This is a genomic window from Pseudoxanthomonas sp. Root65 (assembly GCF_001427635.1).
In the GTDB taxonomy this organism is placed as follows: domain Bacteria; phylum Pseudomonadota; class Gammaproteobacteria; order Xanthomonadales; family Xanthomonadaceae; genus Pseudoxanthomonas_A.
On the sequence record NZ_LMHA01000002.1, the window covers coordinates 703,970 to 725,739 of the forward strand.

At 67.7% G+C, this 21,770-nt stretch carries 23 protein-coding genes; 7 read left to right on the forward strand and 16 right to left on the reverse strand.

What is annotated here, in order from left to right; all coding sequences use genetic code 11:
* Positions 1-2: 2 nt before the first annotated feature.
* The 6 genes from ASD77_RS13850 to purB all read right to left on the reverse strand — a co-directional run bounded on the left by ASD77_RS13850 (position 3) and on the right by purB (position 7,919).
* A complete protein-coding gene (locus ASD77_RS13850) occupies positions 3-2,831 on the reverse strand; it encodes a 2-oxoglutarate dehydrogenase E1 component (protein ID WP_055942839.1) in 2,829 nt (942 codons plus the stop codon).
* Between the two features lie 185 nt (positions 2,832-3,016).
* Positions 3,017-3,928: a GNAT family N-acetyltransferase gene (locus tag ASD77_RS13855; protein WP_235578540.1), complete on the reverse strand. Its 912-nt coding sequence runs from the start codon at positions 3,926-3,928 to the stop codon at positions 3,017-3,019.
* Positions 3,925-5,163 (reverse strand): cupin domain-containing protein, encoded by a 1,239-nt coding sequence (locus ASD77_RS13860; protein WP_082563308.1) that lies wholly within the window; start codon positions 5,161-5,163, stop codon positions 3,925-3,927. Before ASD77_RS13860 ends, ASD77_RS13855 begins: the two co-directional genes overlap by 4 nt.
* Before the next feature lie 70 nt (positions 5,164-5,233).
* Positions 5,234-6,133 (reverse strand): subclass B3 metallo-beta-lactamase, encoded by a 900-nt coding sequence (gene bla / locus ASD77_RS13865; RefSeq protein ID WP_200947401.1) that lies wholly within the window; start codon positions 6,131-6,133, stop codon positions 5,234-5,236.
* On the reverse strand, positions 6,130-6,528 hold the full coding sequence (locus ASD77_RS13870; protein WP_055942844.1) for a VOC family protein: 399 nt from the start codon (positions 6,526-6,528) through the stop codon (positions 6,130-6,132). Before ASD77_RS13870 ends, bla begins: the two co-directional genes overlap by 4 nt.
* A 23-nt stretch (positions 6,529-6,551) precedes the next feature.
* Positions 6,552-7,919: an adenylosuccinate lyase gene (gene purB, locus ASD77_RS13875; RefSeq protein WP_055942847.1), complete on the reverse strand. Its 1,368-nt coding sequence runs from the start codon at positions 7,917-7,919 to the stop codon at positions 6,552-6,554.
* Positions 7,920-8,059: 140 nt separating this feature from the next.
* Between purB and ASD77_RS13880 the strand changes: the two genes are divergently transcribed.
* Positions 8,060-9,499, forward strand: coding sequence for a class II fumarate hydratase (locus tag ASD77_RS13880; RefSeq protein WP_055942849.1), 1,440 nt, complete (start codon positions 8,060-8,062; stop codon positions 9,497-9,499).
* 15 nt (positions 9,500-9,514) lie between these two features.
* Here the strand turns inward: ASD77_RS13880 and ASD77_RS13885 are convergent, their stop codons facing one another.
* The 9 genes from ASD77_RS13885 to ASD77_RS13925 form a co-directional block, all read right to left on the reverse strand.
* A complete protein-coding gene (locus tag ASD77_RS13885) occupies positions 9,515-9,940 on the reverse strand; it encodes a hypothetical protein (protein ID WP_055942852.1) in 426 nt (141 codons plus the stop codon).
* A 64-nt stretch (positions 9,941-10,004) separates the two neighbouring features.
* The gene (locus ASD77_RS13890; RefSeq protein ID WP_156383648.1) at positions 10,005-10,667 is read right to left on the reverse strand and encodes a hypothetical protein; all 663 of its coding nucleotides are present in this window, start codon (positions 10,665-10,667) and stop codon (positions 10,005-10,007) included.
* A gap of 16 nt (positions 10,668-10,683) precedes the next feature.
* Positions 10,684-11,520 (reverse strand): hypothetical protein, encoded by an 837-nt coding sequence (locus ASD77_RS13895; RefSeq protein ID WP_055942858.1) that lies wholly within the window; start codon positions 11,518-11,520, stop codon positions 10,684-10,686.
* An 82-nt stretch (positions 11,521-11,602) separates the two neighbouring features.
* Positions 11,603-12,277 (reverse strand): hypothetical protein, encoded by a 675-nt coding sequence (locus ASD77_RS13900; protein ID WP_156383649.1) that lies wholly within the window; start codon positions 12,275-12,277, stop codon positions 11,603-11,605.
* A 92-nt stretch (positions 12,278-12,369) separates the two neighbouring features.
* The gene (locus tag ASD77_RS13905) at positions 12,370-13,032 is read right to left on the reverse strand and encodes a hypothetical protein (RefSeq protein ID WP_055942865.1); all 663 of its coding nucleotides are present in this window, start codon (positions 13,030-13,032) and stop codon (positions 12,370-12,372) included.
* A gap of 61 nt (positions 13,033-13,093) precedes the next feature.
* Positions 13,094-14,089 (reverse strand): ABC transporter permease, encoded by a 996-nt coding sequence (locus tag ASD77_RS13910; RefSeq protein ID WP_055942868.1) that lies wholly within the window; start codon positions 14,087-14,089, stop codon positions 13,094-13,096.
* Positions 14,086-14,961: an ABC transporter ATP-binding protein gene (locus ASD77_RS13915; protein ID WP_055942871.1), complete on the reverse strand. Its 876-nt coding sequence runs from the start codon at positions 14,959-14,961 to the stop codon at positions 14,086-14,088. Before ASD77_RS13915 ends, ASD77_RS13910 begins: the two co-directional genes overlap by 4 nt.
* Positions 14,961-15,323, reverse strand: a complete 363-nt coding sequence (locus ASD77_RS13920; RefSeq protein WP_055942874.1) for a GntR family transcriptional regulator — start codon at positions 15,321-15,323, stop codon at positions 14,961-14,963. Before ASD77_RS13920 ends, ASD77_RS13915 begins: the two co-directional genes overlap by 1 nt.
* A 3-nt stretch (positions 15,324-15,326) precedes the next feature.
* Entirely contained in the window at positions 15,327-15,587 is a 261-nt protein-coding gene (locus ASD77_RS13925; protein ID WP_055942877.1) for a hypothetical protein, read from the reverse strand.
* Positions 15,588-15,737: 150 nt separating this feature from the next.
* Here ASD77_RS13925 and ASD77_RS13930 point away from each other — a divergent pair, with 150 nt between their 5' ends.
* The 6 genes from ASD77_RS13930 (at position 15,738) to ASD77_RS13955 (ending at position 20,310) form a co-directional block, all read left to right on the forward strand.
* Positions 15,738-16,286, forward strand: coding sequence for a glutathione peroxidase (locus tag ASD77_RS13930; RefSeq protein WP_156383668.1), 549 nt, complete (start codon positions 15,738-15,740; stop codon positions 16,284-16,286).
* A gap of 82 nt (positions 16,287-16,368) precedes the next feature.
* Positions 16,369-17,304: an FKBP-type peptidyl-prolyl cis-trans isomerase gene (locus ASD77_RS13935; protein ID WP_055942883.1), complete on the forward strand. Its 936-nt coding sequence runs from the start codon at positions 16,369-16,371 to the stop codon at positions 17,302-17,304.
* Positions 17,305-17,353: 49 nt separating this feature from the next.
* A complete protein-coding gene (locus ASD77_RS13940; protein ID WP_055942885.1) occupies positions 17,354-18,706 on the forward strand; it encodes a UDP-glucose/GDP-mannose dehydrogenase family protein in 1,353 nt (450 codons plus the stop codon).
* Entirely contained in the window at positions 18,696-18,932 is a 237-nt protein-coding gene (locus ASD77_RS13945; protein ID WP_055942888.1) for a SlyX family protein, read from the forward strand. Before ASD77_RS13940 ends, ASD77_RS13945 begins: the two co-directional genes overlap by 11 nt.
* Positions 18,933-18,967: 35 nt before the next feature.
* The gene (locus ASD77_RS13950) at positions 18,968-19,594 is read left to right on the forward strand and encodes a DUF2058 family protein (protein ID WP_055942891.1); all 627 of its coding nucleotides are present in this window, start codon (positions 18,968-18,970) and stop codon (positions 19,592-19,594) included.
* A gap of 29 nt (positions 19,595-19,623) precedes the next feature.
* Entirely contained in the window at positions 19,624-20,310 is a 687-nt protein-coding gene (locus ASD77_RS13955) for an alpha/beta hydrolase (protein WP_055942894.1), read from the forward strand.
* On the opposite strand, the gene ASD77_RS13960 is transcribed toward ASD77_RS13955, so the two are convergent.
* A complete protein-coding gene (locus ASD77_RS13960) occupies positions 20,307-21,491 on the reverse strand; it encodes an MFS transporter (RefSeq protein ID WP_055942897.1) in 1,185 nt (394 codons plus the stop codon). The two genes, ASD77_RS13955 and ASD77_RS13960, sit on opposite strands and share 4 nt — an antisense overlap.
* Between the last annotated feature and the right edge of the window lie 279 nt (positions 21,492-21,770).

A 21,770-nucleotide genomic window follows, 5' to 3' on the forward strand; every position in this document is an offset into this window, starting at 1 on the left:
GCTTATTCGGCGACGTTGTCGTTGCCGAGCTTGTTGACCAGTGCGTCGGCGACCAGCTTGAGCTGTTCCTCGACGTGCTCGGCGAAATGGCCGGCGGCGGGCGAGGGCGAACGCGCGCGACCCGCGTAATGCAGCGTCTGCTTCTCGGCCAGGCAGGCCTGCAGGTGGTGCTTGATCTGGTACCACGCGCCCTGGTTCTGCGGCTCTTCCTGGCACCAAACCACCTCGGTGGCCTTGCCGTAGCGCTTCAGTTCGGCGGCCAGCTGCGGGCGCGGGAACGGGTAGAGCTGCTCCACGCGCACCAGCGCCACGTCGTCCTGGCCGCGCTTCTGCGCGTCTTCCAGCAGGTCGTAGTAGACCTTGCCGGAACACACGACCACGCGCTTGACCTTCTTGGCGTCGGCGACGGCATCGGGGATCAGGTGCTGGAACTCGCCGTTGGCCAGTTCGTCCAGCGTGGACACGGCCAGCTTGTGGCGCAGCAACGACTTCGGCGTCATCACCACCAGCGGCTTGCGGGTGGTCATGCGCATCTGCCGGCGCAGCATGTGGTAGCACTGGGCGGGCGTGGTGGGCACGCAGACCAGCATGTTCTCCACCGCGCACAGCTGCAGGAAACGCTCCAGGCGCGCGGAGCTGTGCTCCGGCCCCTGGCCTTCGTAGCCGTGCGGCAGCAACAGGGTCAGGCCGCTGATGCGGCCCCACTTGGCTTCGCCGGCGGCGATGAACTGGTCAATCACCACCTGCGCGCCGTTGGCGAAGTCGCCGAACTGCGCTTCCCAGATGCACAGGGTGTTGGGGTCGGTGGTGGAGAAGCCGTACTCGAACGCCATCACCGCTTCCTCGCTGAGCAGCGAGTCGATGATGGTGGCCTGCTCCGGCTGTTCGACCAGCTGGCGCAGCGGCAGGTAGTAGCTGTCGGTCTTCTGGTCGTGGAGGATCGCGTGGCGGTGGAAGAACGTGCCGCGGCCGGCGTCCTGGCCGACCAGGCGCAGTCCGTTGCCTTCCGCCAGCAGGGTGGCGTAGGCGAGGTTTTCGGCGAAGCCCCAATCGGCCGGCTGTTCGCCCGCGGCCATCTTCACGCGGTCTTCGTAGATCTTCGCCACGCGCGGGTGCAGCGCCACGCCGGCCGGGATGGTGGTGATGATCTTGGCCAGCGAGTCGAGCGACTTGCGCTTGACCCTGGTGTCGACCGGATCGCTCAGCTTGCCCGACAGGTACTTGGACCAGTCGATCGCCAGTTCGTCGTCCTTCTGCTTGGCGAGTTCGGTGGTGTATTCGCCCGAGTCCAGCTTGTTGCGGTAGGCATCGGCCAGCGCCTTGCCGCCCTCGGCGGGGATCACGCCGGCCGCTTCCAGCGTGGCGGCGTACATCTCGCGCGTGGTCGCGTGCTTGCGGATGGTCTGGTACATCACCGGCTGCGTCGCGGCCGGCTCGTCGGCTTCGTTGTGGCCGTGGCGGCGGTAGCACACCAGGTCGATCACCACGTCCTTCTTGAACTGCTGGCGGAAGTCGTAGGCCATCTGCGCCACGAACACCACCGCCTCCGGATCGTCGCCGTTCACATGGAACACCGGCGCGCCGACCATCTTGGCCACGTCGGTGCAGTACATCGTGGAGCGGGCGTCTTCCTTGTTGCTGGTGGTGAAGCCGATCTGGTTGTTGATGACGATGTGCAGCGTGCCGCCGACGGCGAAGCCGCGCGCCTGCGACATCTGGAACAGCTCCATCACCACGCCCTGGCCGGCGAACGCCGCATCGCCATGCATGATGATCGGCAGCACCGTCTGGCGCGCCGCGTCGGTGCGGCGCTCCTGGCGCGACCGCACGCTGCCGGCCACGACCGGGTCGACGATTTCCAAATGCGAGGGATTGAACGCCAGCGCCAAGTGGACCGGGCCGCCCGGGGTGGCGATGTCGGCGGAGAAGCCCATGTGGTACTTCACGTCGCCGGCGTGGGCCAGGCTGTTGTCGTGCTCGAACTTGCCCTCGAACTCGTCGAACAGCTTGCGCGGGCTCTTGCCCAGCGTGTTGACCAGCACGTTGAGGCGGCCGCGATGGGCCATGCCCACCACGATGTCCTTGACCCCGCCTTCGCCGGCGCTGCGGATCATCGTGTCGAGCAGCGGGATCAGCGCGTCGCCGCCTTCCAGCGAGAAGCGCTTCTGGCCCACGTACTTGGTGTGCAGGTAGCGCTCCAGGCCCTCTGCCGCGGTCAGCCGCTCCAGGGTACGGCGCTTGGCCTCGTCCGACAGGCCGAACTGGCCACCGGCCGTCTCCAGGCGCTGGTACAGCCACTGGCGCTGTTCGACTTCCGGGATATGCATGAACTCGACCCCGATGGGGCCGGTGTAGGCCGCCTTCAGGCGGGCCAGCAGGTCGCGCAGCTTCATGCGCGAATTGCCGCCGACGTTGCCGGTGCTGAACTCGCTGTCGAGATCGCGCTCGGACAGGTTGTGGAAGGCCAGGTCCAGGTCGGGCGGGTTGACCGGCGGGGTCAGGCCCAGCGGGTCGAGCCGGGCGCCCAGGTGTCCACGCGACCGGTAGGCGGTGATCAGGCGGCCCACGTTGCGCTCGCGCTCGTCGCCGCCGGCGGCCACGACATGGCCGTTGTTGGCGGCCTGGCGGGCGGCGTCGGTGATCTGCTGGATGACCACCGAATGCGGCACGTCGCCGGCCTCGCGGCCCTTGAAGCCATCGAAGTAGGCCTTCCATTTGGGGCCCACGCTTTCCGGGGAAACGAGGTACTGCTCGTACAGGTCTTCAACGTAGGAGGCGTTGCCTCCGTTGAGCTGCGAGGATTGCGCGAACTGCTTCAGGAGGTTGTCCACGATGGCGATGGCGTGCAGTGGGGTAGTCGAGGGGCGCTTGCGTCCGTACTGCGCGATACCGCACTGACAGGGACGAAAACCGGGAAATTATACCCCCATGCCGGGAATGGGGCGTAACCGGATTGGACTAAAGACGCAGATCACGGATCGATGATGGCCCTCGGGACAAGGCCGCTCGCATGACGTCAGAGGCCCAGCGCCCGGTACTCGGTGACGGGGCGCGAACGCTCCCACATCTGCATGAACTCGTCCCGCAGCTGCCGGGCGCGACCGGCGTGCGCGAGGCCCGCTTCGCCATCGAAGCGATGGCCGAGCGGGCGGTGATAGTAGCCGTGGTCGTCGTTGGCGACGAAGGCGGCGGTGTACGCCAGGTCCACCGGGTCCTGCACTTCGCGGAAGGCGAACACGCTGGGCAGGCGCTGGCCCAGGCCGATCAGCGGGGCCAGCGCCCGCTGCGGGGTACCGGCATCGTGCAGCAGCACGCTGACCTGCGCGCCACGCTGGCGAGTGGCGAAGCGGCGCAACGCCTCCACGACCGCGGGCGCATCCCAGAGCCCCGGATCCAGCGCCCGGCTGTAGATCACCAGCGCGCGGCGTGCCTGGGTCACCACGGCAGTGGCGATGGCCACGGCTTCGGCGCGATGGACGATGCTGGCGGGCCCGGCCAGGTGCCGGCGCATGCCCTGGTGCTCGATGCCGGCCTCAACGAAGCGCTCCCCCTCCGGCACGAAGCCGTGCCGGGCGTAGAAGGTCTCGGCCGTGACCTGGGCGTGCAGCGAGACATCGGGCCACTGGCGACGGCGGGCCTCGTCCAGCAGGGCGACCAGCAGGGCGTCGCCGACGCCGCGGCCGCGCCAGGCCGAGAGCACCGCCATGCGGCCGATGCGGTGCTCTGGCGTCAGGCGCGCGGTGCCGATGGGCGTCCCCGCTGCGTCGCGGGCCAGCACGTGATGACTGAGGGGATCGAGCGCATCGCGCTCCAGCTCGCGCGGCACCTGCTGTTCCTGCACGAAGACCACGTCCCGGACCTGGTGCACCGGCGCCGCGCCGGTGGCGTAATCGACGGTTTCGATGCCGTAGTCCAGGCCTGTGCTCACGCGTCTTCTTCCCCGTCATCCTCCAGGGCCAGCTGGTAGTGACCCTGGGCCGCCAGTGCCATCACGGCATCGCGACCGGCCTCGCTGAGCGCGCCATAGGTGGCGACGTCCAGGCTCTCCAGTGCCGCCAGCTGCTGGGCGTCCTTGACCGGTAGTACGTAATCCACGCCATTGCAGAACAGGGTTGCGCCCTTGCTGCGCCGGCGCCACGCGAAACGCGAGAACGGGTGGCGAAGCAGTCGCGCGCCCTGCTGCAGGTCCCATTCCATCTCGATGCGCGAGGGGGCATCCGGTGCCGGCATCACGTCGCCGGACGCGCGATAGGTGGTGATGAAGCGGCCGAACCAGTCGCCGACCAGGTCCGGGTCGTTCATGCGCAGCGCATTGAGCGCCTCGACCACGCGCTCCATCGCGCGGGCGTCGATCTCGTTGGGGTCCTGCGGCGCGGTCAGGTCTTCGTCGTGGTAGCGCTGGGCGTCGTCGGCCTCGGCGATCAGCGTATCCAGGTAATCGCCGATCAGTTCGGCCGACGACGGCGCGCGCATGCCGATCGAGAAGGTCAGGCAGGCGTTCTCCGCCACGCCGTGGTGCGGGACCAGCGGCGGCAGGTACAGCATGTCGCCCGGCGACAACACCCATTCGTGCGTGGGATCGAACGTGCGCAGCAGTTTGATCGCCACGTCGTCCTGGAAGCCGAGGTCCGGCGCCGGCCTGCCCATCGCCACGCTGGCATCGATCATCCAGCGCCGCTCGCCCTGCGCCTGCAGCAGGAACACATCGTAGTGGTCCACGTGCGCGCCGACCGAGCCGCCGGTCGCGGCGAAGCTGATCATGATGTCGTCCACCCGCCAGCGCGGCAGGAAGCGGAACTGTTCGAGCAGTCGCCGCACGTCCGCGTCCCACTTGTCCACGTCCTGCACCAGCAGGGTCCAGTCGTGGTGCGGCAGGCCGGGGAAGTCCTCTTCCTGGAACGGCCCGGTACGCACGTCCCAGGCACCCGTCGTCCGGTCCAGGCTGATCAGGCGGGCCAGCACGCCTTCCTCGCAGGCCAGGCCGGCGAGGTCTTCCGGCTGCACCGGCGTTTCGAAATCCGGGAAAGCGTTGCGGATCAGCAGCGGACGCTTGTGCCAGTAGTCGCGCAGGAAGCGCTCGGCCGGCATGCCCAGCGGCTGCGCGCGCGAGGCGTCCACCTCGAACGGCAGATCCTTGGGCGGGCGGGCGGTCTTGTTCTTCATGGGCATGCAGTCGCGACGGGGGAGGGAAAGCCAGCATCCACGGCCATGGCCGTGTCGTCATTGAGGCCGGTCAAGGCGAAGGCGGGGAGGCGGCTTCGTCTGCCAGGCGTTTGTCCAGCCGCTGCGTGGCCCGTTCCGCATACGCGCGGCAGGCACCTGTATCGACCAGCGGCGCGTTGGCGCGTGCACCGATCCGCGCCCACAACTGGCTTGCTGACGGATGCGGGGTGACCAGGATGTCGCAGTCCAGCGCGGCCACGCGCGCCAGGGTGGCGCGGAACGCGGCGGTGTAACCCGGGTGCGCGGCATCGTCGCTGTAGCGGTACACGTCGTCCGAGATCGCGGTCAGGCTGTCGGCGTAGACCATCTGATGGCAGGCATCGCCTTCGCAGGACCGCCATGTCCAGCTGGTGCCGCCGGGCGTGTGGCCGGGCGTCGCGATGGCCTGCAAGGCGAGCCCGCCCACCTTCACCACGCCGTCGTCGGCGAGCGTGATGACCTGCGCGACAGGGGCGATGGGTTCCGCCACCTCCATTTGCGGGTCACGGCGATCCGGTCTGCCGCGCTTCAACGTATCCACGGCCGGTGCGCGGGCGTAGACGGGCGCGCCGGTGGCGCGCTGCAGTTCGGCCAAGCTGCCGGCGTGGTCGTGGTGCTCATGCGAGAACACGATGGCGCGCACGTCCTCCGGCTTGAAGCCGAGCGTGCGGATGTTGGCGAGGATCTGCGGACCGGCCTGCGGCGTGCCGGCATCGACCAGGATGTGGCCGTCATCGGAGGTCACCAGCAGCGCGCTGATGCCGCAGGTGCCGACGTACCAGGTGTTGCCGTACACCTTCAGCGGCGTGGCCGGGTCGTTCCAGCCGGCGTCATCGGCGCAGGCCTTGGCGATGGGGGTGTCGGCAGCCAGTGCGGCCGTCGGCAGCGCGAGGGCAATTAAGCCCGATAGCAAGGTGGTGCGGAGCATCATGTGGCGATCTCGTCGTAGCCGCGGTTGACGAACTGCAGCAGGCACCAGCCGTGGCCCCAGGGATCGGCCAGCCGCACGATGCGTCCCCAGTTCGTTTCGCGGATGTCGGTTTCCTGCGCAAGACCGGCCTGCAGGGCGCGGGCGAGGGCAGGCTCAAGGGAATCCACCACCACGTCCAGGTGCACGGGCGTCCAGTGGCGGGCGTAGTCGCGGGGCGCATCGGCGGCCGCGATCGATCCGGAGGGGTTGTGCAGCAGGTAGATCGGCGCCTGCGCGCCCAGCAGTTCCACGCCGCCGTCGCCGAAGCGACGCGCGGCGGTCAGGCCGAAGGCCGTCGTGTACAGCACCTCTGCCGCGGACAGGTCGGGAACATCGATGTTGATCAGCAGGTGCATCGCCGTTCCCTCGCGTCCGTCCTTCAGATGTTACGGGCGAGCCGCTCGGCGAGGCCGGTGTAGCGGCCTGGCGTCATCGCGCGCAGGCGTTGCTTGTCTTCGGCCGGCAGGTCCAGCGATTCGACGAAGGCGCGCATCGAGTCGGCGGTGATGCCCTGGCCGCGCGTGAGGGCCTTCAGCTGTTCGTACGGATTGGGCAGGCCGTGGCGGCGCATCACCGTCTGCACGGCTTCGGCCAGCACTTCCCAGGCGGCGTCGAGGTCGGCATCCAGACGCGCCGGATTCACTTCCAGCTTGCCAAGGCCCTTGGCCAGCGAGTCCAGCGCCACCTGCGTATGGCCGAACGCCGTGCCCAGTGCCCGCAGCACGGTGGAATCGGTCAGGTCGCGCTGCCAGCGGCTGATCGGCAGCTTGGCGCTGAAGTGCTCGAACAGCGCGTTGGCGATACCGAAGTTGCCTTCCGCATTCTCGAAGTCGATCGGATTGACCTTGTGCGGCATCGTCGACGAGCCGACTTCGCCTTCCTTGAGCCGCTGCTTGAAGTAGCCCAGCGAGATGTAGCCCCAGATGTCGCGGGCCAGGTCGATCAGGATGGTGTTGGCGCGGCGCGCGGCATCGCCGATCTCGGCGACGTTGTCGTGCGGCTCGATCTGGGTGGTGTACGGATTGAACACCAGGCCCAGGCCCTCGACGAAACGCTGCGCGAACGCCGGCCAGTCGACATCGGGGTAGCTAGCCACGTGCGCGTTGTAGTTGCCGACGGCGCCGTTGATCTTGCCGGTCAGTTCGACCGCGGCGATCTGTGCGCGCTGGCGCTCGATGCGCGCCACGACATTGGCGATCTCCTTGCCCAGCGTGGTCGGCGACGCCGTCTGGCCGTGCGTGCGCGACAGCATCGGCTGGGCCGCTTGCGCGTGCGCCAGCGTGCGCAGCGTCGCGGCCACGCCGTCTAGCGTCGGCAACAGCACCTCGCGGCGCGCCTGTTCCAGCATCAGGCCGTAGGACAGGTTGTTGATGTCCTCGCTGGTGCAGGCGAAGTGGACGAACTCCAGCGCGGGCGCCAGTTCGGCGTCGTCCTTCAGCTGCTCCTTGATGAAGTACTCCACCGCCTTGACGTCATGGTTGGTGGTGCGCTCGATCTCCTTGACGCGTGCGGCGTGCGCGACGCTGAAGCCGTCGGCCAGCGCGCGCAGTTTCGCCGTGGCGCCGGCGGAGAACGCCGGCAGCTCGGTGATGCCCGGCTCCGCACCCAGCGCCAGCAGCCACTCCACCTCCACCTTCACGCGGGCGCGGATCAGGCCGTACTCGGAGAAGATCGGGCGCAGCGCATCGACCTTGCCGGCGTAGCGGCCATCGAGCGGGGACAGGGCGAGCAGGGACGAATCCGACATGGGGAAGGAGGGCGGCTGAAAGGGAGCGTTCCATTTTACCCCGGGAAGGCGGTGAACCGGCCTGGCGTATCCTGTGACCCCCGCCAGCCGCCGGCATCCGCGCCGGTGCGCACGCCGTGAATCCCTCCAGGAGACGGTTGATGACCAGCAAGAAGACCGCCGTGGGCAAGCCCCGCGCCGCACGCACCCGCATCGAACACGACAGCATGGGCGAACTGCACGTGCCGGCCGAGGCGCTGTGGGGTGCGCAGACGCAACGGGCGGTGCAGAACTTCCCCATTTCCGGCCGGCCGATGCCGCGTGGCTTCATCCGCGCCCTGGGCCTGGTCAAGGGCGCCGCGGCCGAGGTCAATGCCGGGCTGGGCCTGTTGCCCAAGGGCATCGCCAAGGCCGTGCAGGACGCCGCACGGGCGGTGGCCTCGGGCGAATACGACGCGCATTTCCCCATCGACGTGTACCAGACCGGTTCCGGCACGTCGTCCAACATGAATGCCAACGAGGTGATCGCCACGCTGGCGACGCGTGCGGGCACCGCGGTGGTGCACCCGAACGACCACGTCAACCTCGGGCAGAGTTCCAACGATGCTATCCCGACCGCCCTGCGCGTGGCCGCGCAACTGGCGGTGCTGGAGGACCTGTTGCCGGCCATCGCGCACCTGCGCAAGACCATCGATGCGCGTGGCAAGGCGCTGGGCAAGGTGGTCAAGACCGGCCGCACGCACCTGATGGACGCCATGCCGCTGACGTTCGGCCAGGAGTTCTCGGCCTGGTCGGCGCAGCTGTCGTCCGCGCAGGCCCGCATCGAGGACACGCTGAAGCGCGTACGGCGCCTGCCGCTGGGCGGGACCGCCATCGGCACCGGCATCAATGCAGATCCGCGTTTCGGTGCACGCGTGGCGAAGGCGTTGTCGGCCAGCACGGGTACGCGTTTCGAGAGCGCGGCCAACAAGTTCGAGGGCCTGGCCGCGCAGGACGACGCCGTCGAGCTGTCCGGCCAGCTCAGCGCGCTGGCGGTGGCGTTGACCAAGATCGCCAACGACCTGCGCTGGATGAACTCCGGTCCGCTGGCGGGCCTGGGCGAAGTGGAACTGCCGGCGCTGCAGCCCGGCAGTTCCATCATGCCGGGCAAGGTCAATCCGGTGATTCCGGAAGCGACGGTGATGGTGTGCGCACAGGTCATGGGCTACCACACCGCGATCACCGTGGCGGGGCAGACCGGCAACTTCCAGCTCAACGTCACCCTGCCGCTGATCGCGCACAACCTGCTGGACGGTATCCAGTTGCTGTCGAACGTGTCGCGCCTGCTGGCCGACGACTGCATCGCCGGACTCAGCGTGCGCGGCGATCGCGTGCGGGAAGCGCTGGACCGCAATCCCATCCTGGTGACGGCGTTGAATCCCGTGATCGGCTACGAGAAAGGTGCGGCCATCGCCAAGCAGGCCTACAAGCAGAACCGGCCGGTGCTGGAGGTGGCGCGCGAGGTCACCGGCCTACCGGAAACGACCCTCAAGCGATTGCTGGATCCGGCGGTGCTGGCGAAAGGCGGCATCCACGGCAAGCCGGGAGGCGGTGGCGGTTGAGGACGTTGCCGCGCGTCAGTCGCGCGGCGGCCACTCGCCGGGGATCTTCATCCCGCCCAGCATCGCCAGCGCGCCTTCGCACATCTGCTGCTTCTGCTCGGGCGTGCCGCTGTCCAGGCGCCCCAGTCGTTGCGCGAGCGTGCGCTCGCGGTATGCGACCAGGGTGTCGCCCGGCGCGAACTCGGCGAGCGTCAGCAGGCGCCCGCGCTCGATCTGGTCCTGGTGAGTATTGACGTAGCGGAAATAGGCCGGGGCTGCACGCTGCAGGTAGCCCGCATCCGTCGCGGCGCATTTCTCTATCAGCACCGGCATCGCGAACGTGGCGACGTAGGCGATGTGGTCCTGGAAGGCCTGTTCGCGGGCGGGGTCCGGTGTATCGGCCGCCTGCGCGGTGGACACCGTCATCGCCAGTCCCAGCAGCATCGTGCCGACGTATTTCATTGCGGACCTCGTAAGGGAAAAGGAAGGATGACTCGACGTCGCGCGCCACGCGCCAGACGGGCGCTCAGGGCGAAGGCGCATCGGCCGGCTGCGCGGCGGCGGCATCGGCTTCCGCCGCGGCATTGCCTGCCGTTCCGGGCGCATCGCCCTTGACCGCCCGGCCGAGCGCGCGTCCGACTTCCTCGCCGGCATCGTGGGCGCCGCTGTGCGAGGTGCGGCACTCCTCCACGTCGTCCAGCTCCATGCTCGCGTAGGGTTGGAACGCGGGCAGCGCGGCGGCAAGGTCCTGCTGCGCCTTGTACAGGCCGGGCAGGCGGTCGCAGATCTTCATCGCTTCGGCTTCCACCTTCTTCGCCTCGGCGTCGATCTGCTGGTCGATCTGGTCGGGATTGCCGCTGAAGATGCCCTTCACCGCCGCGCCGACCGCCTTGCCGGCCAGCTTCACGCCTTCCTTGCCGGTGGCGATGCCGGCGTCGGCGATGCCGCCGAGTTCGCGGTGATAGGCGACCAGCAAGGCGCGCTGCGCATCGCTGACCGGCACCGGCTTGCCATCGACGATGAAGTCGCCCTTCGCCGACACTTCGGCTTTCGGATGACCGGGACTGTCGAGCTTGACGTTCTGGCCCCACAACGCGCGGGATGAGGTCTTGTCGGCATCGGCATCGGCGCCTGGTGAGCAGGCAGCCAGCAGCGCGACGGAAAAGGCGATGGCGAACGTACGAATCATGGTCATTCCTCGGGAATCAACGACGCTGGGGGATATCGATCTTGCCTTTCACGCCGTCGTGGTCGACGTCGCCGCTGCCCACCGAGCGGACGCTCAGGTTGCCGGCGACATCACGCACGTCCACGCCGCCGGAGCCCACTGATCCGACCGTGACGTTGCCGTTGATGTCGCGCAGCTCGGCGCCGCCGGAACCGATGGAGCGGATCTCGACGTCGCCGCCGCCGGACAGGCTGAAGCCGCCCGAGCCGATGCCGCCGACCTGGGTGGCTCCACGCACCTTGTCCGCCTCGACTTCGCCCGAGCCGATCGACACCACGTTGAGGCTGCCGGCGCCATGGACATCGATCTCGCCCGAGCCCACCGAGGCGGCGACGAGGCCGCGGATATCGCGGCCCACGGCATGGCCAGAGCCGACGTCGGCGCTGAGCACCGGCGCACCCGTGACCTCGGCTTCGCCCGAGCCGACCTTCACCTGCACGGGCACGTGGTCGGGCAGGGTCGCGGACAGGTGCAGGTAGGCGTACTTGCCGCCGAACGAAAAGACGCTGGCATTGCCGTCCTGGTACAGCCGAACGACCAGCTTGTCACCGGCCCGCCGCTGCTCGATCTTCAGGCGCGGAAGCCGGTCGGCATGACTGCTGCAGGCCCGGCCATCCAGGGCGGCCGGCGCACCGACACGTGATTCCACGGTCAGATGATGCGGGCCGACCTCGAACACCACGGCCCTGGCGTCGCCGATGTCGAGCGTCAGTTGGCGCGGCGCTTCGTGCTTGCAGTATCTGTCCGACGCCAGCGCGGGCGCGGAGAGTGCGAGCAGGGCGAGCAGGGCGGAAGCGATCAGGGCGGTGCGCATCGGCGGGTCTCGGGAATCGGGTCGTTCGGGCCGGAGATGCCGGTGGCGAGGGCGGGGCGCTGCCGGCGGAATCAACGGTGCATCAACGCGTGGCGAACTCGCGACGGACCTCCCGCTCGCAGTCTTCGACATCGTCCGCTTCCAGCGTGGCGTAGGGACGGAACGACGGAAGACTGGCCGAGAGGCCCTGCTGGCTGTCCATCAACGCCGGCAGGCTGCGGCAGATTTGGCGCACGCCGGGTTCCACGGTCTCCCTGACGGTTTTCTCGACGCGGCGTTCCAGGCTGCCGGTCATGGCGCCGACCATCAGGCTGAAGAGGCCGCGGTCCACGACCTCGAGCGCGGCCTGCGCGCTGCGCTCACCGATGTCGATGCCGGCCTTGGCGATGTCGATCACCTGACCGCGATATCGCAGGAGTTGCTGCCGCTGGCGGACGTCGATGGCGACCGCCTTGCCTTCGATCAGGAAGTCGCCCTGCGGGGTGATTTCCGCCTTCGGCAGCACGCGATCCTCGTCGGCGGTGCGCTTGCCGGACTTTCCGAAGCGCAGGTTGTCGCCCAGTTGCAGGTTGCCGGTCTCCAGCTCACGGCGGGCGGCGGCCAGCTCGGCCCGCACGTCATCGCGTGCGCTTGCCAGGTCGGCACTGATTTCGCTGTCGATGCTCGTGTCCCTGGCATTGGCCGTCTGCGCCGCGAATGGCAGCAGACTGGCGAGCAACAAGGGAAGCAGGGCACGGTGGAGGCAGGGTGCATGCATGTCGGTCTCCTTCGCGGGTGGGGGCGACGCGCGTCGTTCGCGGCGATCCCGGGAATCGGCTGTCGCGCTGTGCGCCACGTGAGGCAGCGGGCTCAGAAGGTCCAGGTACCGTCGCCGTTGGCATCGCCGCAGTCGTCCACGTCGGACTGGTCCATGCTGGCGTAAGGCTTGAACTCGGGCAGCGCGGTGGCCAGGGCCTGCTGCGCAACGAGCAGCCCCGGCAGGCGCGTGCACAGCTGCGCCACCATCGGCTTGATCTTCGCCTTGGCCTGTTCGCCGACCTGCTGGCCGATCTCGTCGCCGGACTGGCCGGCGAGCACGCCCTTCAGGGCGGATGCCGCGGCATCGATGCCAACCCGTGCGCCTTCCATGCCGATGGCCATGCCGTCGCCGACCACGCCGAGCAGCTCGCCGCGGTAGGCCAGCACCAGCGCCTTCTGTTCCGCCGTGGTGGCGACCGGTTTGCCTTCGATCAACAACTCGCCGGACGGCGTGATCTCTGCCTTCGGCAGGGATTGGCTTTCGTTGCGGTTGAGCGAGATGTTCTCGCGCGCCAGCTTTTCGCGGGCGGTGGCGATTTCCTCGCGGGCCTTCTCCATTTCCTGACTGGCTTCACCCAGCCCCTTGGCGACTTCGCCCATGGCCTCGGCGGCGATGCCGGTGGTGTCCTGCTTGTCTTGTGCCGGCTGGCAGGCTGCAAGCAGCAAGGCGGCGGCGATGCCGGCGCTGCGGACCAGAAGAGCATTCTTGTGCATGGGTTGTCCCTTGTCGTATCGAAGAAAAGCGGGCGGCGGTGGGGCGCCGCCCCGGGCAGGCTTACTCGCTCTCGCGCCAGCGGCGCAGGTAGATCGCACCGATGATGAGGGCCACGCCGATGGCCGCACCGATCCACAGGTCGGCCGAGGCGAAGGCCTGCCAGCTGCGGGTCAGGTCGATGGCATTGGCCAGGTCGTCCGGCGTATTGATCTCGGCCTGCGGATTGGCGGCACCGCCGGACAGGGTGGGGAACCAGGCGCCGGGGATCACGCTGGCCAGGCCGCGGTAGACCACGGTGTACCAGATCAGATCGTGGCGGATTTCCAGACCCGGCAGGATGTCGGTCATGCTGATGATCACGCAGGCCAGCACCGGCACCAGCACCGCCCACAGGAACGGCTTGCTGCGCGACCAGGCCGAGCAGAACATCAACCAGCCCACCGCCGGCAGTGCCCAGAACACGTAGACCGGCAGCGAGGACAACACGCCGCCGATGATGCGCAGCGGATGCGAGTGGGTGAAGATCGCGCCGCCTGCCGGCAACCCGTTGACCGTGATGGTCAGCGCCGAGATCAGCCACATCGCCAGCCCGATCAGGATGCCCACGCCCACCGCGAGCAACGGGGCCAGCAGCAGCGCCCAAGCCAGCTTGGACAGCACCATGTGCGTGTCGGAGATGGGGAGCGACTTCCAGAACAGCACGCTGCGGTCGCGGCGGTCGTCGTACAGCGTGCCCAGCGCGTAGAAGAACACCACGAAGGCCAGCACCACGCAGGCCAGCATCACGCCACCCAGCAACATGCCGTCGCCAATGCCGCCGACGATCATCTCGGCCTTTCGCGGCGCTTCATCGATGTCGAAGCCGCCGCCCATCGAACCACGTGCGGCGATGCTGCCGATGATCGCCAGGATCACGTTCAGTACCACGAAGATGCCGCCGGTGATGACCGGGGCCCAGAAGAAGCCGCCGCGGTTCTCCCAGAACTCGCGCTTCAGCAACCACGTGAACGCGCCCGGCTTGGAGGATTTGCCCAATGTCGATGTCACGGCGTTCATGCGTAGGTTCCTTTCATGATGGCGACGAACAGGTCGGCCAGGCCAGGGGTACGGGTTTCACCGAGGGCGGCGAGATGTCCTTTCGGCGCACCGTCGAACAGAAGCACGGTCTTGCCGAAGGGCAGGGCGCGTTCGTCGATGGGCTTCAGGGCGCGGGCCTGCTCGACCGCTTCGCCGCTGACGAGCAGTTCGGTATAGCGTTCCGCGACCTCTTCCATCTGCGAGGTCAGCACGATCTTGCCGTCGCGGATGAACATCACGTCGGTGAGGATGTGCTCGATCTCCTCCACCTGGTGGGTGGTCACGATGATCGTCTTCTGCTCGTCGAAGTAGTCCTCCAGCAGGCGCTGGTAGAACTGCTTGCGGTAGAGGATGTCCAGGCCCAGCGTGGGCTCGTCCAGCACCAGCAGCTTGGCGTCGATCGCCATCACCAGCGCCAGGTGCAGTTGCACGATCATGCCCTTGGACATCTCGCGCACGCGCAGGTTGGGCTTGAGCTGGGTGTTGGCGATGAAGCGTTCGCACTTGGCGCGGTCGAAGCGCGGGTGGACGCCGGCGACGAAGTCGATGGCCTCCTTCACCCGCATCCAGCGCGGCAGCACGGCGACGTCGGCGATGAAGCAGACATCCTTCATCAGTTCGTCGCGGTCCTTGCGCGGGTCCAGCCCGAGCACCTTCAGCTGGCCCTCGAACGGCGTCAGGCCCAGGATGGCCTTCAGCGCGGTGGTCTTGCCGGCCCCGTTGGGGCCGATCAGGCCGATGATCTTGCCCGCTTCGATCTCGAAACTGGTGTTGTCCAGCGCAAGCTTGTTCCGGTACGCCTTGCGCAGGCCGTGGGCCGACACCACGGTATTGGCGATTGCAGCATTCATCACTTGATCCCCTTGGATTGCAGCAACTCTTCGATGGACAGGCCCAGGCGCTCGATGCGCTCGGCGACGGCCGGCCACTCTTCGGTCAGGAAACGCTCGCGCTCGCTGCCGCGAAGCTTCTTGGCGGCTTCGTCGGTGACGAACATGCCCAGGCCGCGGCGCTTCTCCACCAGTGCCTCGTCCGCCAACTCCTGGTAGGCGCGCGAGACGGTGATGGGATTCAGCTGGTACTCCGCGGCCACCTGGCGGACGGAGGGCAGGGCGTCGCCCGGCTTCAGGATGCCGTCCAGCATCATGGCGATCACGCGATCCTTCAACTGACGGTAGATGGGAGCACCGTCGCTCCATTGGATGGGCGCCATGGCTCAGCTCCTCGGACGCAGGGATTGGCCGAAAGAGAAGTACGGCATGGACAGGGAGGCGCGGGCACGGCGCTTGTGCGCGGGCGCCTGCGGGGATTGGTCGTCGCCGGTGATCTCGCGGACGTCGGATTCCAGCGCGCCCACCAGCGTGGCCGGATCCACCTCGGACGTGCGGGCGCCGGACATGGCCGCCAGGGCACCCGCTGCCAGCAACAGGCCGCCGACGGCCAGGCTGGGCAGGGTGTGGGTCAGTTTCGGGTTCATCGGGTACCCCCCTGAGTTGGGTGAGTGGTGTTGTATTCAACTATAACACCAAAACACAGGCCGTCAACCGGGGCGCGGGGTTTTGTCACCCAACTGAAGGCATACTTGTCATGTTCGTAATAGTGGAGTGCTGCCGTGAAGTCCAAATCTTTGAAATTGCTCGCGTTTCTCGTGCTTCTCGGGGTCTCCGCAGCGGCATTGGCCGCCGGTCTGCTGGATGTCAGCTACCGTCCGCTGGCCGGCAAGTCGCCCGTCAACCTGAAGGAGCGGTACGCCGGCCAGGTGCTCCTGATCGTCAACACCGCCAGCAAATGTGGCTATACACCGCAATACGAGGGGCTGGAAGCGCTGCATCAGCGCTATGGCGCGCAGGGATTCGCGGTGCTCGGCTTTCCCTCCAACGACTTCAGGGGTCAGGAGCCGGGCAGCGAAAAGGAGATCCAGGAGTTCTGCACGCTGACCTATGGCGTGAAGTTCCCCATGTTCGAGAAGGTCGCTGTGACCGGCGACAAGGCGACGCCGCTGTACGCATCGCTGGCGAAAACAACGGGAACCGCACCCGGCTGGAACTTCCACAAGTATCTGATCGGCAGGGACGGGCGCGTGGTGGCGAACTTCCCCAGCAAGGTCTCGCCGGACGATCCGGCCGTGGTCGCGGCGATCGAGCGCGAACTCAAGGTACCGCGCGCTGTGCGCTGACGCGGTGCCTTCGCGGCCAGCGGGCGTGCCACAATATCGGTTTGGCGCCCCCATCGCGGCGCAGGTTCCAGGAGCAGAAAGGATGAAGCGGTCGGTCCGCGGCGCAGCCGTGTTGTTGGCAATCTCGTTTTCGATGCTGGGAGGCAGCGTGGCTGCACAGGAAAAAACCGCGCTGGTGTCCGAGCGCGACAAGGTGAGCTACGCCATTGGTGTGGACGTGGGCAATTCGCTGCAGCCGGTCGGTCCGTTCATGGACCTGGGCGCGTTCGAGCGTGCCATCGGCGATACCTTCGCGGGCAAGCCGAAGGCGATGAACGAACAGGAAGCCCAGGCCACGGACCAGTTGCTTCGCCTCAACATCGCCGTGGCCGACGGCCAGGCGATCCCCGGCATGCCGCCGGGCAGCACGCCGCCGCCGGTGGACAAGACCAAGGTCGGCGTCTTCCTTGGCACCTACGTGATCGGCCCGTCGCTGGTGCCGTTCAAGGACGAGATCGACATCGCCGTGCTGACGCAGGCGGTGAAAGCCGTGGCCACCAAGAGCGGCACGCCGCTGCTGACCCTGGAACAGGCCCAGGCCGAGATGCAGGCCTATCTCGCCAAGCGCCAGGCCGGCGCCGCGCAGCGCAACCGCGACGAGGGCGCCAAGTTCTTGGCCGCCAACAAGGCCAAGCCGGGCGTGGTCACCACCGCTTCCGGCCTGCAGTACATGGTGCTGCGCCAGGGCAACGGCCAGCGCCCGATGCCGACCAGCCGGGTGCGGGTCAATTACGAAGGCAAGCTGCTCAACGGCGAGGTCTTCGACAGTTCCTACGCGCGCGGTGAGCCGGCCGAGTTCGGCCTCAACCAGGTGATCGCGGGCTGGACCGAAGGCGTGGCGCTGATGCCGGTGGGGGCGAAGTACCGCTTCTGGATTCCGTCCAGCCTGGCGTACGGACCCAACGGCGCGCCGGGCGGCAAGATCGGACCGGATGCGACGCTGACGTTCGACGTCGAGCTGATGGGTGTCCTGCAGTAATCCGAATCGCCGTATTCAGCACTGAACTTTCACTGATGGACATGGGCTGATGCGCGTAGCGATTTTTGGTACCGGTTACGTCGGACTGGTAACCGGCACCTGCCTGGCCGAGGTCGGGCACGATGTCGTCTGCGTCGACATCGACCCGATCAAGGTCGACGGCCTCAACCAGGGCGTCGTGCCGATCTACGAGCCCGGCCTGTCGCCGATGGTCAAGGCGAACCACGAGGCCGGGCGGCTGCGCTTCACCACCGATGCGGTCGATGCCATCGCGCATGGCGAGGTGGTCTTCATCGCCGTCGGCACGCCGCCGGACGAAGACGGCAGCGCCGACCTGCAGTATGTGCTGGCGGTAGCGCGCACGATCGGCCGCAACCTGCAGCGCCCCTGCACGGTGGTCAACAAGTCCACCGTGCCGGTCGGCACCGCGGACAAGGTGCGTGCCAGCATCGAGGCGGAACTGGCCTCGCGCGGCGTCGATGTCGCGTTCGACGTGGTGTCCAATCCCGAATTCCTGAAGGAGGGCGACGCGGTCAACGACTGCATGCGCCCCGACCGCATCGTCATCGGCGCATCGCAGCCGCAGGCGGTGGAGAAACTGCGCCGGCTGTACGCGCCCTTCAACCGCAACCACGAACGCATCGTGGTGATGGACGTACGCTCGGCGGAGCTGACCAAGTACGCCGCCAACGCCATGTTGGCCACCAAGATCAGCTTCATGAACGAGATCGCGAACATCGCCGAGCGCGTGGGCGCGGATGTGGAGCATGTACGCCAGGGCATCGGCTCGGACCCGCGCATCGGCTGGCACTTCATCTATCCCGGTGCCGGTTACGGCGGTTCCTGCTTCCCGAAGGACGTGCAGGCCTTGGCCCGCACGGCGCAGCAGCACGGCTACGCGCCTGAGCTGCTGCAGGCGGTGGAGTCGGTCAACGAGCGCCAGAAAGGCCATCTGTTCGAGCTGATCCAGCGCCACTACGACCGCGGCGAAGACGAAGGCGTACGCGGCAAGACCTTCGCCGTCTGGGGGCTGTCGTTCAAGCCCAATACCGACGACATGCGCGAGGCCAGCAGCCGCCGCTTGCTCGCCGAACTGTGGGAAGCGGGCGCCCAGGTGCGCGCCTACGATCCCGAAGCGCGCGAGGAGGCCGCCCGCATCTTCGGCGAGCGCGATGACCTGCTGTTGTGCGACGACGCCCGCGACGCGATCGAAGGCGCGGATGCGCTGGTGGTGGTGACCGAGTGGAAGCAGTTCCGCAGCCCGGATTTCGCGCGCCTGCAGGAAACGCTCGGCGATGCCGTGATCTTCGACGGCCGCAACCTGTACGACCCGGCTGAGGTGGAAGCAGCGGGCCTGGCCTATTACGGCATCGGTCGCGGGAGATCGCTGCGTGCAGGCTGATCTGCCCTTGCCCAGCGACGCGCTGGAACGGCGTCTGGTCGAACTGGAGACCCGCCTGGCGTTCCAGGAGCACTCGCTCAACGAACTGAGCGAGGCCCTGGCAGATGCGCGTGCGGAGAACCAGCGCACGGCGCTGTTGCTGCGCCACATGGTGGAAGAACTGGGCAAGGTGCGTACGTCGCTGTTCGAAGATCCCGCCAACGAGCCACCCCCGCCGCATTATTGATACGCTTGCGGCTCAGCAGTCCCCACGAAAGACCGATGACCGATTCACTCCGCGACCAGTTGCTGGGCCTGGGTTTCAAGCCCGCGCCGAAGCCCGAGCGCAAACCCGACCGCCGGCCCGATCCGCGCCGCGACACCCAGAGGCCGGCCGGCAAGGGCGGCGCGCATTCCAAACCCGGCCAGGGCGGCAAGCCGCGTCCGCCGCAGGGTGGTGCGGGCAAGCCGAAACGCAGTCAGGAAGACATCGACCTGGCCAAGGCCTACGCCATCCGCGCCCAGCGCGAGAAGGACGAGCGCATCGAAGCCGAGCGCGTGAAGCAGGAAGAGGCGCGCGTGCGCCGCGAGGCCAAGGCCAAGCTGGAAGCCTTCCTCAAGGACAAGGGCCTCAACGATGCCGAGGCCGACATCGCGCGGCATTTCCCCTATGGCGGCAAGATCAAGCGCATCTACGTCACTGCCGAACAGCTGAAGGCGTTGAATGCCGGCGAGCTGGGCGTGGTGCAGCAGAACGGACGCTACCTGCTGGTCACGGCGGCCGTGCTGGCCGAGGCGGAAGCCATTTTCGCGCCCGCCATCGCGCTGAAGGTCGACCCGAACGCCTCGGCCGAAGACGATCCTTATGCCGATCCCCAGTACCAGGTGCCTGACGACCTGGTGTGGTGACAGCGGGCGACCGGCCACGGCTTTGCCTGTTGCCGGGCCTCGACGGTACCGGACGACTGTATGCGCCGCTGGTGACCGCGCTGGCGGATGTCGCCGACGTGGATGTGCTGGCGTACGACAGCGAGCAGTTCAAGGACTACCCGGAACTGGCGGAGGCGCTTGCACCGAGGTTGCCGGGTCGCGGGCATGTCGTGCTGGTGGCGGAGTCCTTCGCCGGGCCCTTGGCCGTGCTGTTGGCGCATCGTCACCCGGCATGTGTTCGCGGACTGGTGCTGGCGGCGAGTTTTGTCCATGCACCCCTGCCGGCGAGCAGGATGGGCGCGCAACTGCTGGAGCGGCTGCCGGCCATCGCGCCACCGCTTCCGATCCTCGAGCGATGGCTGGCCGGCGGTGAATTGCCGCCGGCACTGCGCGTGGAGTTCCTGACCGCCATGCGCACGGTGCGGCACGATGTCCTGCGTCGGCGTGCGCTTGCGGCGCTGCGTGTCGACGTCCGAGGCGAACTGGCCGCCTTGCAGATCCCCGTGCTTCATCTGCAGGCCGGGCGCGACCGCTTGATCGGACGCCATGCCGGGCGTCAGATCCTTCGTTGCGCGCGCGATGCGCGACAGGCGACGATCGATGCGCCGCATTTCCTGTTCCAGATGGCGCCAGAGGCGGCTGCTGTCGGCATCCGGCATTTCCTGAACGGGATCGGACAGCGCACGGCAGGCTAGTCGGCCGACGTGTCCCGCACCAACCATCGCCAGACGATGAAGGCGGCGATCAGCGCGATGGCCGACGAGCAGAGGAACGCGGCTTCGCCGCCGATACGCCACAGCTGACCGGCCAGCAAGGCACCACAGACCCCGCCGACGCCGGACGACAGACCATAAAACACGCCTTGTCCGTGGCCGTTCATCCGGCCGGGGAAGAAACGCACCAGCAGCTGCATGGCCGCCGCGAAGAAGGCGCCGAAGTTCAGCGCATGGGTCAGCTGCGCGATCACCATCACGGGCATGCTGTCGGGGAACAGCGCGGTAACCAGCCAGCGCAGCGAGGCACTGAGCAGCGCCACCAGCAGCACCCGGCTGGCATCCCAGCGCCGGAAGATGCGGCTGGACAGGAAGAACACCCCGATCTCCGCCAGTACGCCGACCGTCCACAGCACGCCCTGCGTCGCGGTCGGGTAGCCATGCTCGGACAGGTAGATCGAGAAGAACGTATAGAACGGCCCGAACGATATCTGGGTCAGGAAGGCCGCGACGAAGAAAGCGATCACCTGCGGTTTCCGCAACCGCGCGCGAAAGCTGTCGTCCGCCGCGTGCGCCGGCAGGCTGGGCTCGTGCGCATAGCGGTTGGCCAGCGCGGACACCAGCACGCCGACGAAGACCGGCAGCATCAGCCAGGGCAGCGACCCCACGCCCAGGCGACGCTCGTCGATCAGCCAGCCGAACGACGCCACCACCACGATGAAGCCGATCGATCCCCAGACGCGGATAAGACCGTAGCGGTCGCTGCGCGCACCAAGGTGCGACATCGTGATCGATTCGAACTGCGGCATCACCGCGTTGTAGGCGAAGCAGAAGCCCAGCATCACCGCGAACAGGCCCGCGTGCTCCAGCGGCAGCAGGAACAGCGCGAAGCAGCCCAGCGCCAGCGCACACCCCAGGTGCAGCCACCGGATCGGATGCCCGGAGCGTGCGGCCAGCGTGGTCCACAGGCTGGGCGACACGATGCGCGTGGCATACCACAGGCTCATCAATACGCTGATCGCTGCGACACCCAGCCCGCGCGACTCCAGGTACAGGCTCCAGTACGGCGTGAACGCGCCCAGCGCGGCGTAGTAGAAGAAGTAGAAGCTGGACAGCCGGACGGCAGGATAGGGATGCGGATCGGCGGCGCCAGGCGGTGTCATGGCGCATTGTAGCGGTGGGTGATGGTCGGTCGAACAGCGGTTGCGGCCGCTGGAGGTGTGGTGTGCGGGAACTGGCCGCGAGCTGTAGTGATTCTGTGACGGTCAACAGACAGCGCGAGTCGTTCGCATGGCGCACGCTACGGTCGGCATCGCGCGCTCGGCCTGCCACGGTTGGAGCGCGCGTTTTCGCCCGCCATTCCAGCGGGAGCTGGAATCCATTGCGTGTGCGGGCCGCGGCATCTCGTAGGAGCAAGATCGGTCCCAGCGTTCGCTCGGACG

What these genes read in the sequence shown, in the direction of transcription:
- ASD77_RS13860 (WP_082563308.1), bottom strand. Translation starts at nt 5,163, where the DNA reads ATGAAGAACAAGACCGCCCGCCCGCCCAAGGATCTGCCGTTCGAGGTG.
- bla (WP_200947401.1), bottom strand. Translation starts at nt 6,133, where the DNA reads ATGATGCTCCGCACCACCTTGCTATCGGGCTTAATTGCCCTCGCGCTG.
- ASD77_RS13870 (WP_055942844.1), bottom strand. Translation starts at nt 6,528, where the DNA reads ATGCACCTGCTGATCAACATCGATGTTCCCGACCTGTCCGCGGCAGAG.
- purB (WP_055942847.1), bottom strand. Translation starts at nt 7,919, where the DNA reads ATGTCGGATTCGTCCCTGCTCGCCCTGTCCCCGCTCGATGGCCGCTAC.
- ASD77_RS13880 (WP_055942849.1), top strand. Translation starts at nt 8,060, where the DNA reads ATGACCAGCAAGAAGACCGCCGTGGGCAAGCCCCGCGCCGCACGCACC.
- ASD77_RS13885 (WP_055942852.1), bottom strand. Translation starts at nt 9,940, where the DNA reads ATGAAATACGTCGGCACGATGCTGCTGGGACTGGCGATGACGGTGTCC.
- ASD77_RS13890 (WP_156383648.1), bottom strand. Translation starts at nt 10,667, where the DNA reads ATGATTCGTACGTTCGCCATCGCCTTTTCCGTCGCGCTGCTGGCTGCC.
- ASD77_RS13895 (WP_055942858.1), bottom strand. Translation starts at nt 11,520, where the DNA reads ATGCGCACCGCCCTGATCGCTTCCGCCCTGCTCGCCCTGCTCGCACTC.
- ASD77_RS13900 (WP_156383649.1), bottom strand. Translation starts at nt 12,277, where the DNA reads ATGCATGCACCCTGCCTCCACCGTGCCCTGCTTCCCTTGTTGCTCGCC.
- ASD77_RS13905 (WP_055942865.1), bottom strand. Translation starts at nt 13,032, where the DNA reads ATGCACAAGAATGCTCTTCTGGTCCGCAGCGCCGGCATCGCCGCCGCC.
- ASD77_RS13910 (WP_055942868.1), bottom strand. Translation starts at nt 14,089, where the DNA reads ATGAACGCCGTGACATCGACATTGGGCAAATCCTCCAAGCCGGGCGCG.
- ASD77_RS13915 (WP_055942871.1), bottom strand. Translation starts at nt 14,961, where the DNA reads ATGAATGCTGCAATCGCCAATACCGTGGTGTCGGCCCACGGCCTGCGC.
- ASD77_RS13920 (WP_055942874.1), bottom strand. Translation starts at nt 15,323, where the DNA reads ATGGCGCCCATCCAATGGAGCGACGGTGCTCCCATCTACCGTCAGTTG.
- ASD77_RS13925 (WP_055942877.1), bottom strand. Translation starts at nt 15,587, where the DNA reads ATGAACCCGAAACTGACCCACACCCTGCCCAGCCTGGCCGTCGGCGGC.
- ASD77_RS13935 (WP_055942883.1), top strand. Translation starts at nt 16,369, where the DNA reads ATGAAGCGGTCGGTCCGCGGCGCAGCCGTGTTGTTGGCAATCTCGTTT.
- ASD77_RS13940 (WP_055942885.1), top strand. Translation starts at nt 17,354, where the DNA reads ATGCGCGTAGCGATTTTTGGTACCGGTTACGTCGGACTGGTAACCGGC.
- ASD77_RS13950 (WP_055942891.1), top strand. Translation starts at nt 18,968, where the DNA reads ATGACCGATTCACTCCGCGACCAGTTGCTGGGCCTGGGTTTCAAGCCC.
- ASD77_RS13960 (WP_055942897.1), bottom strand. Translation starts at nt 21,491, where the DNA reads ATGACACCGCCTGGCGCCGCCGATCCGCATCCCTATCCTGCCGTCCGG.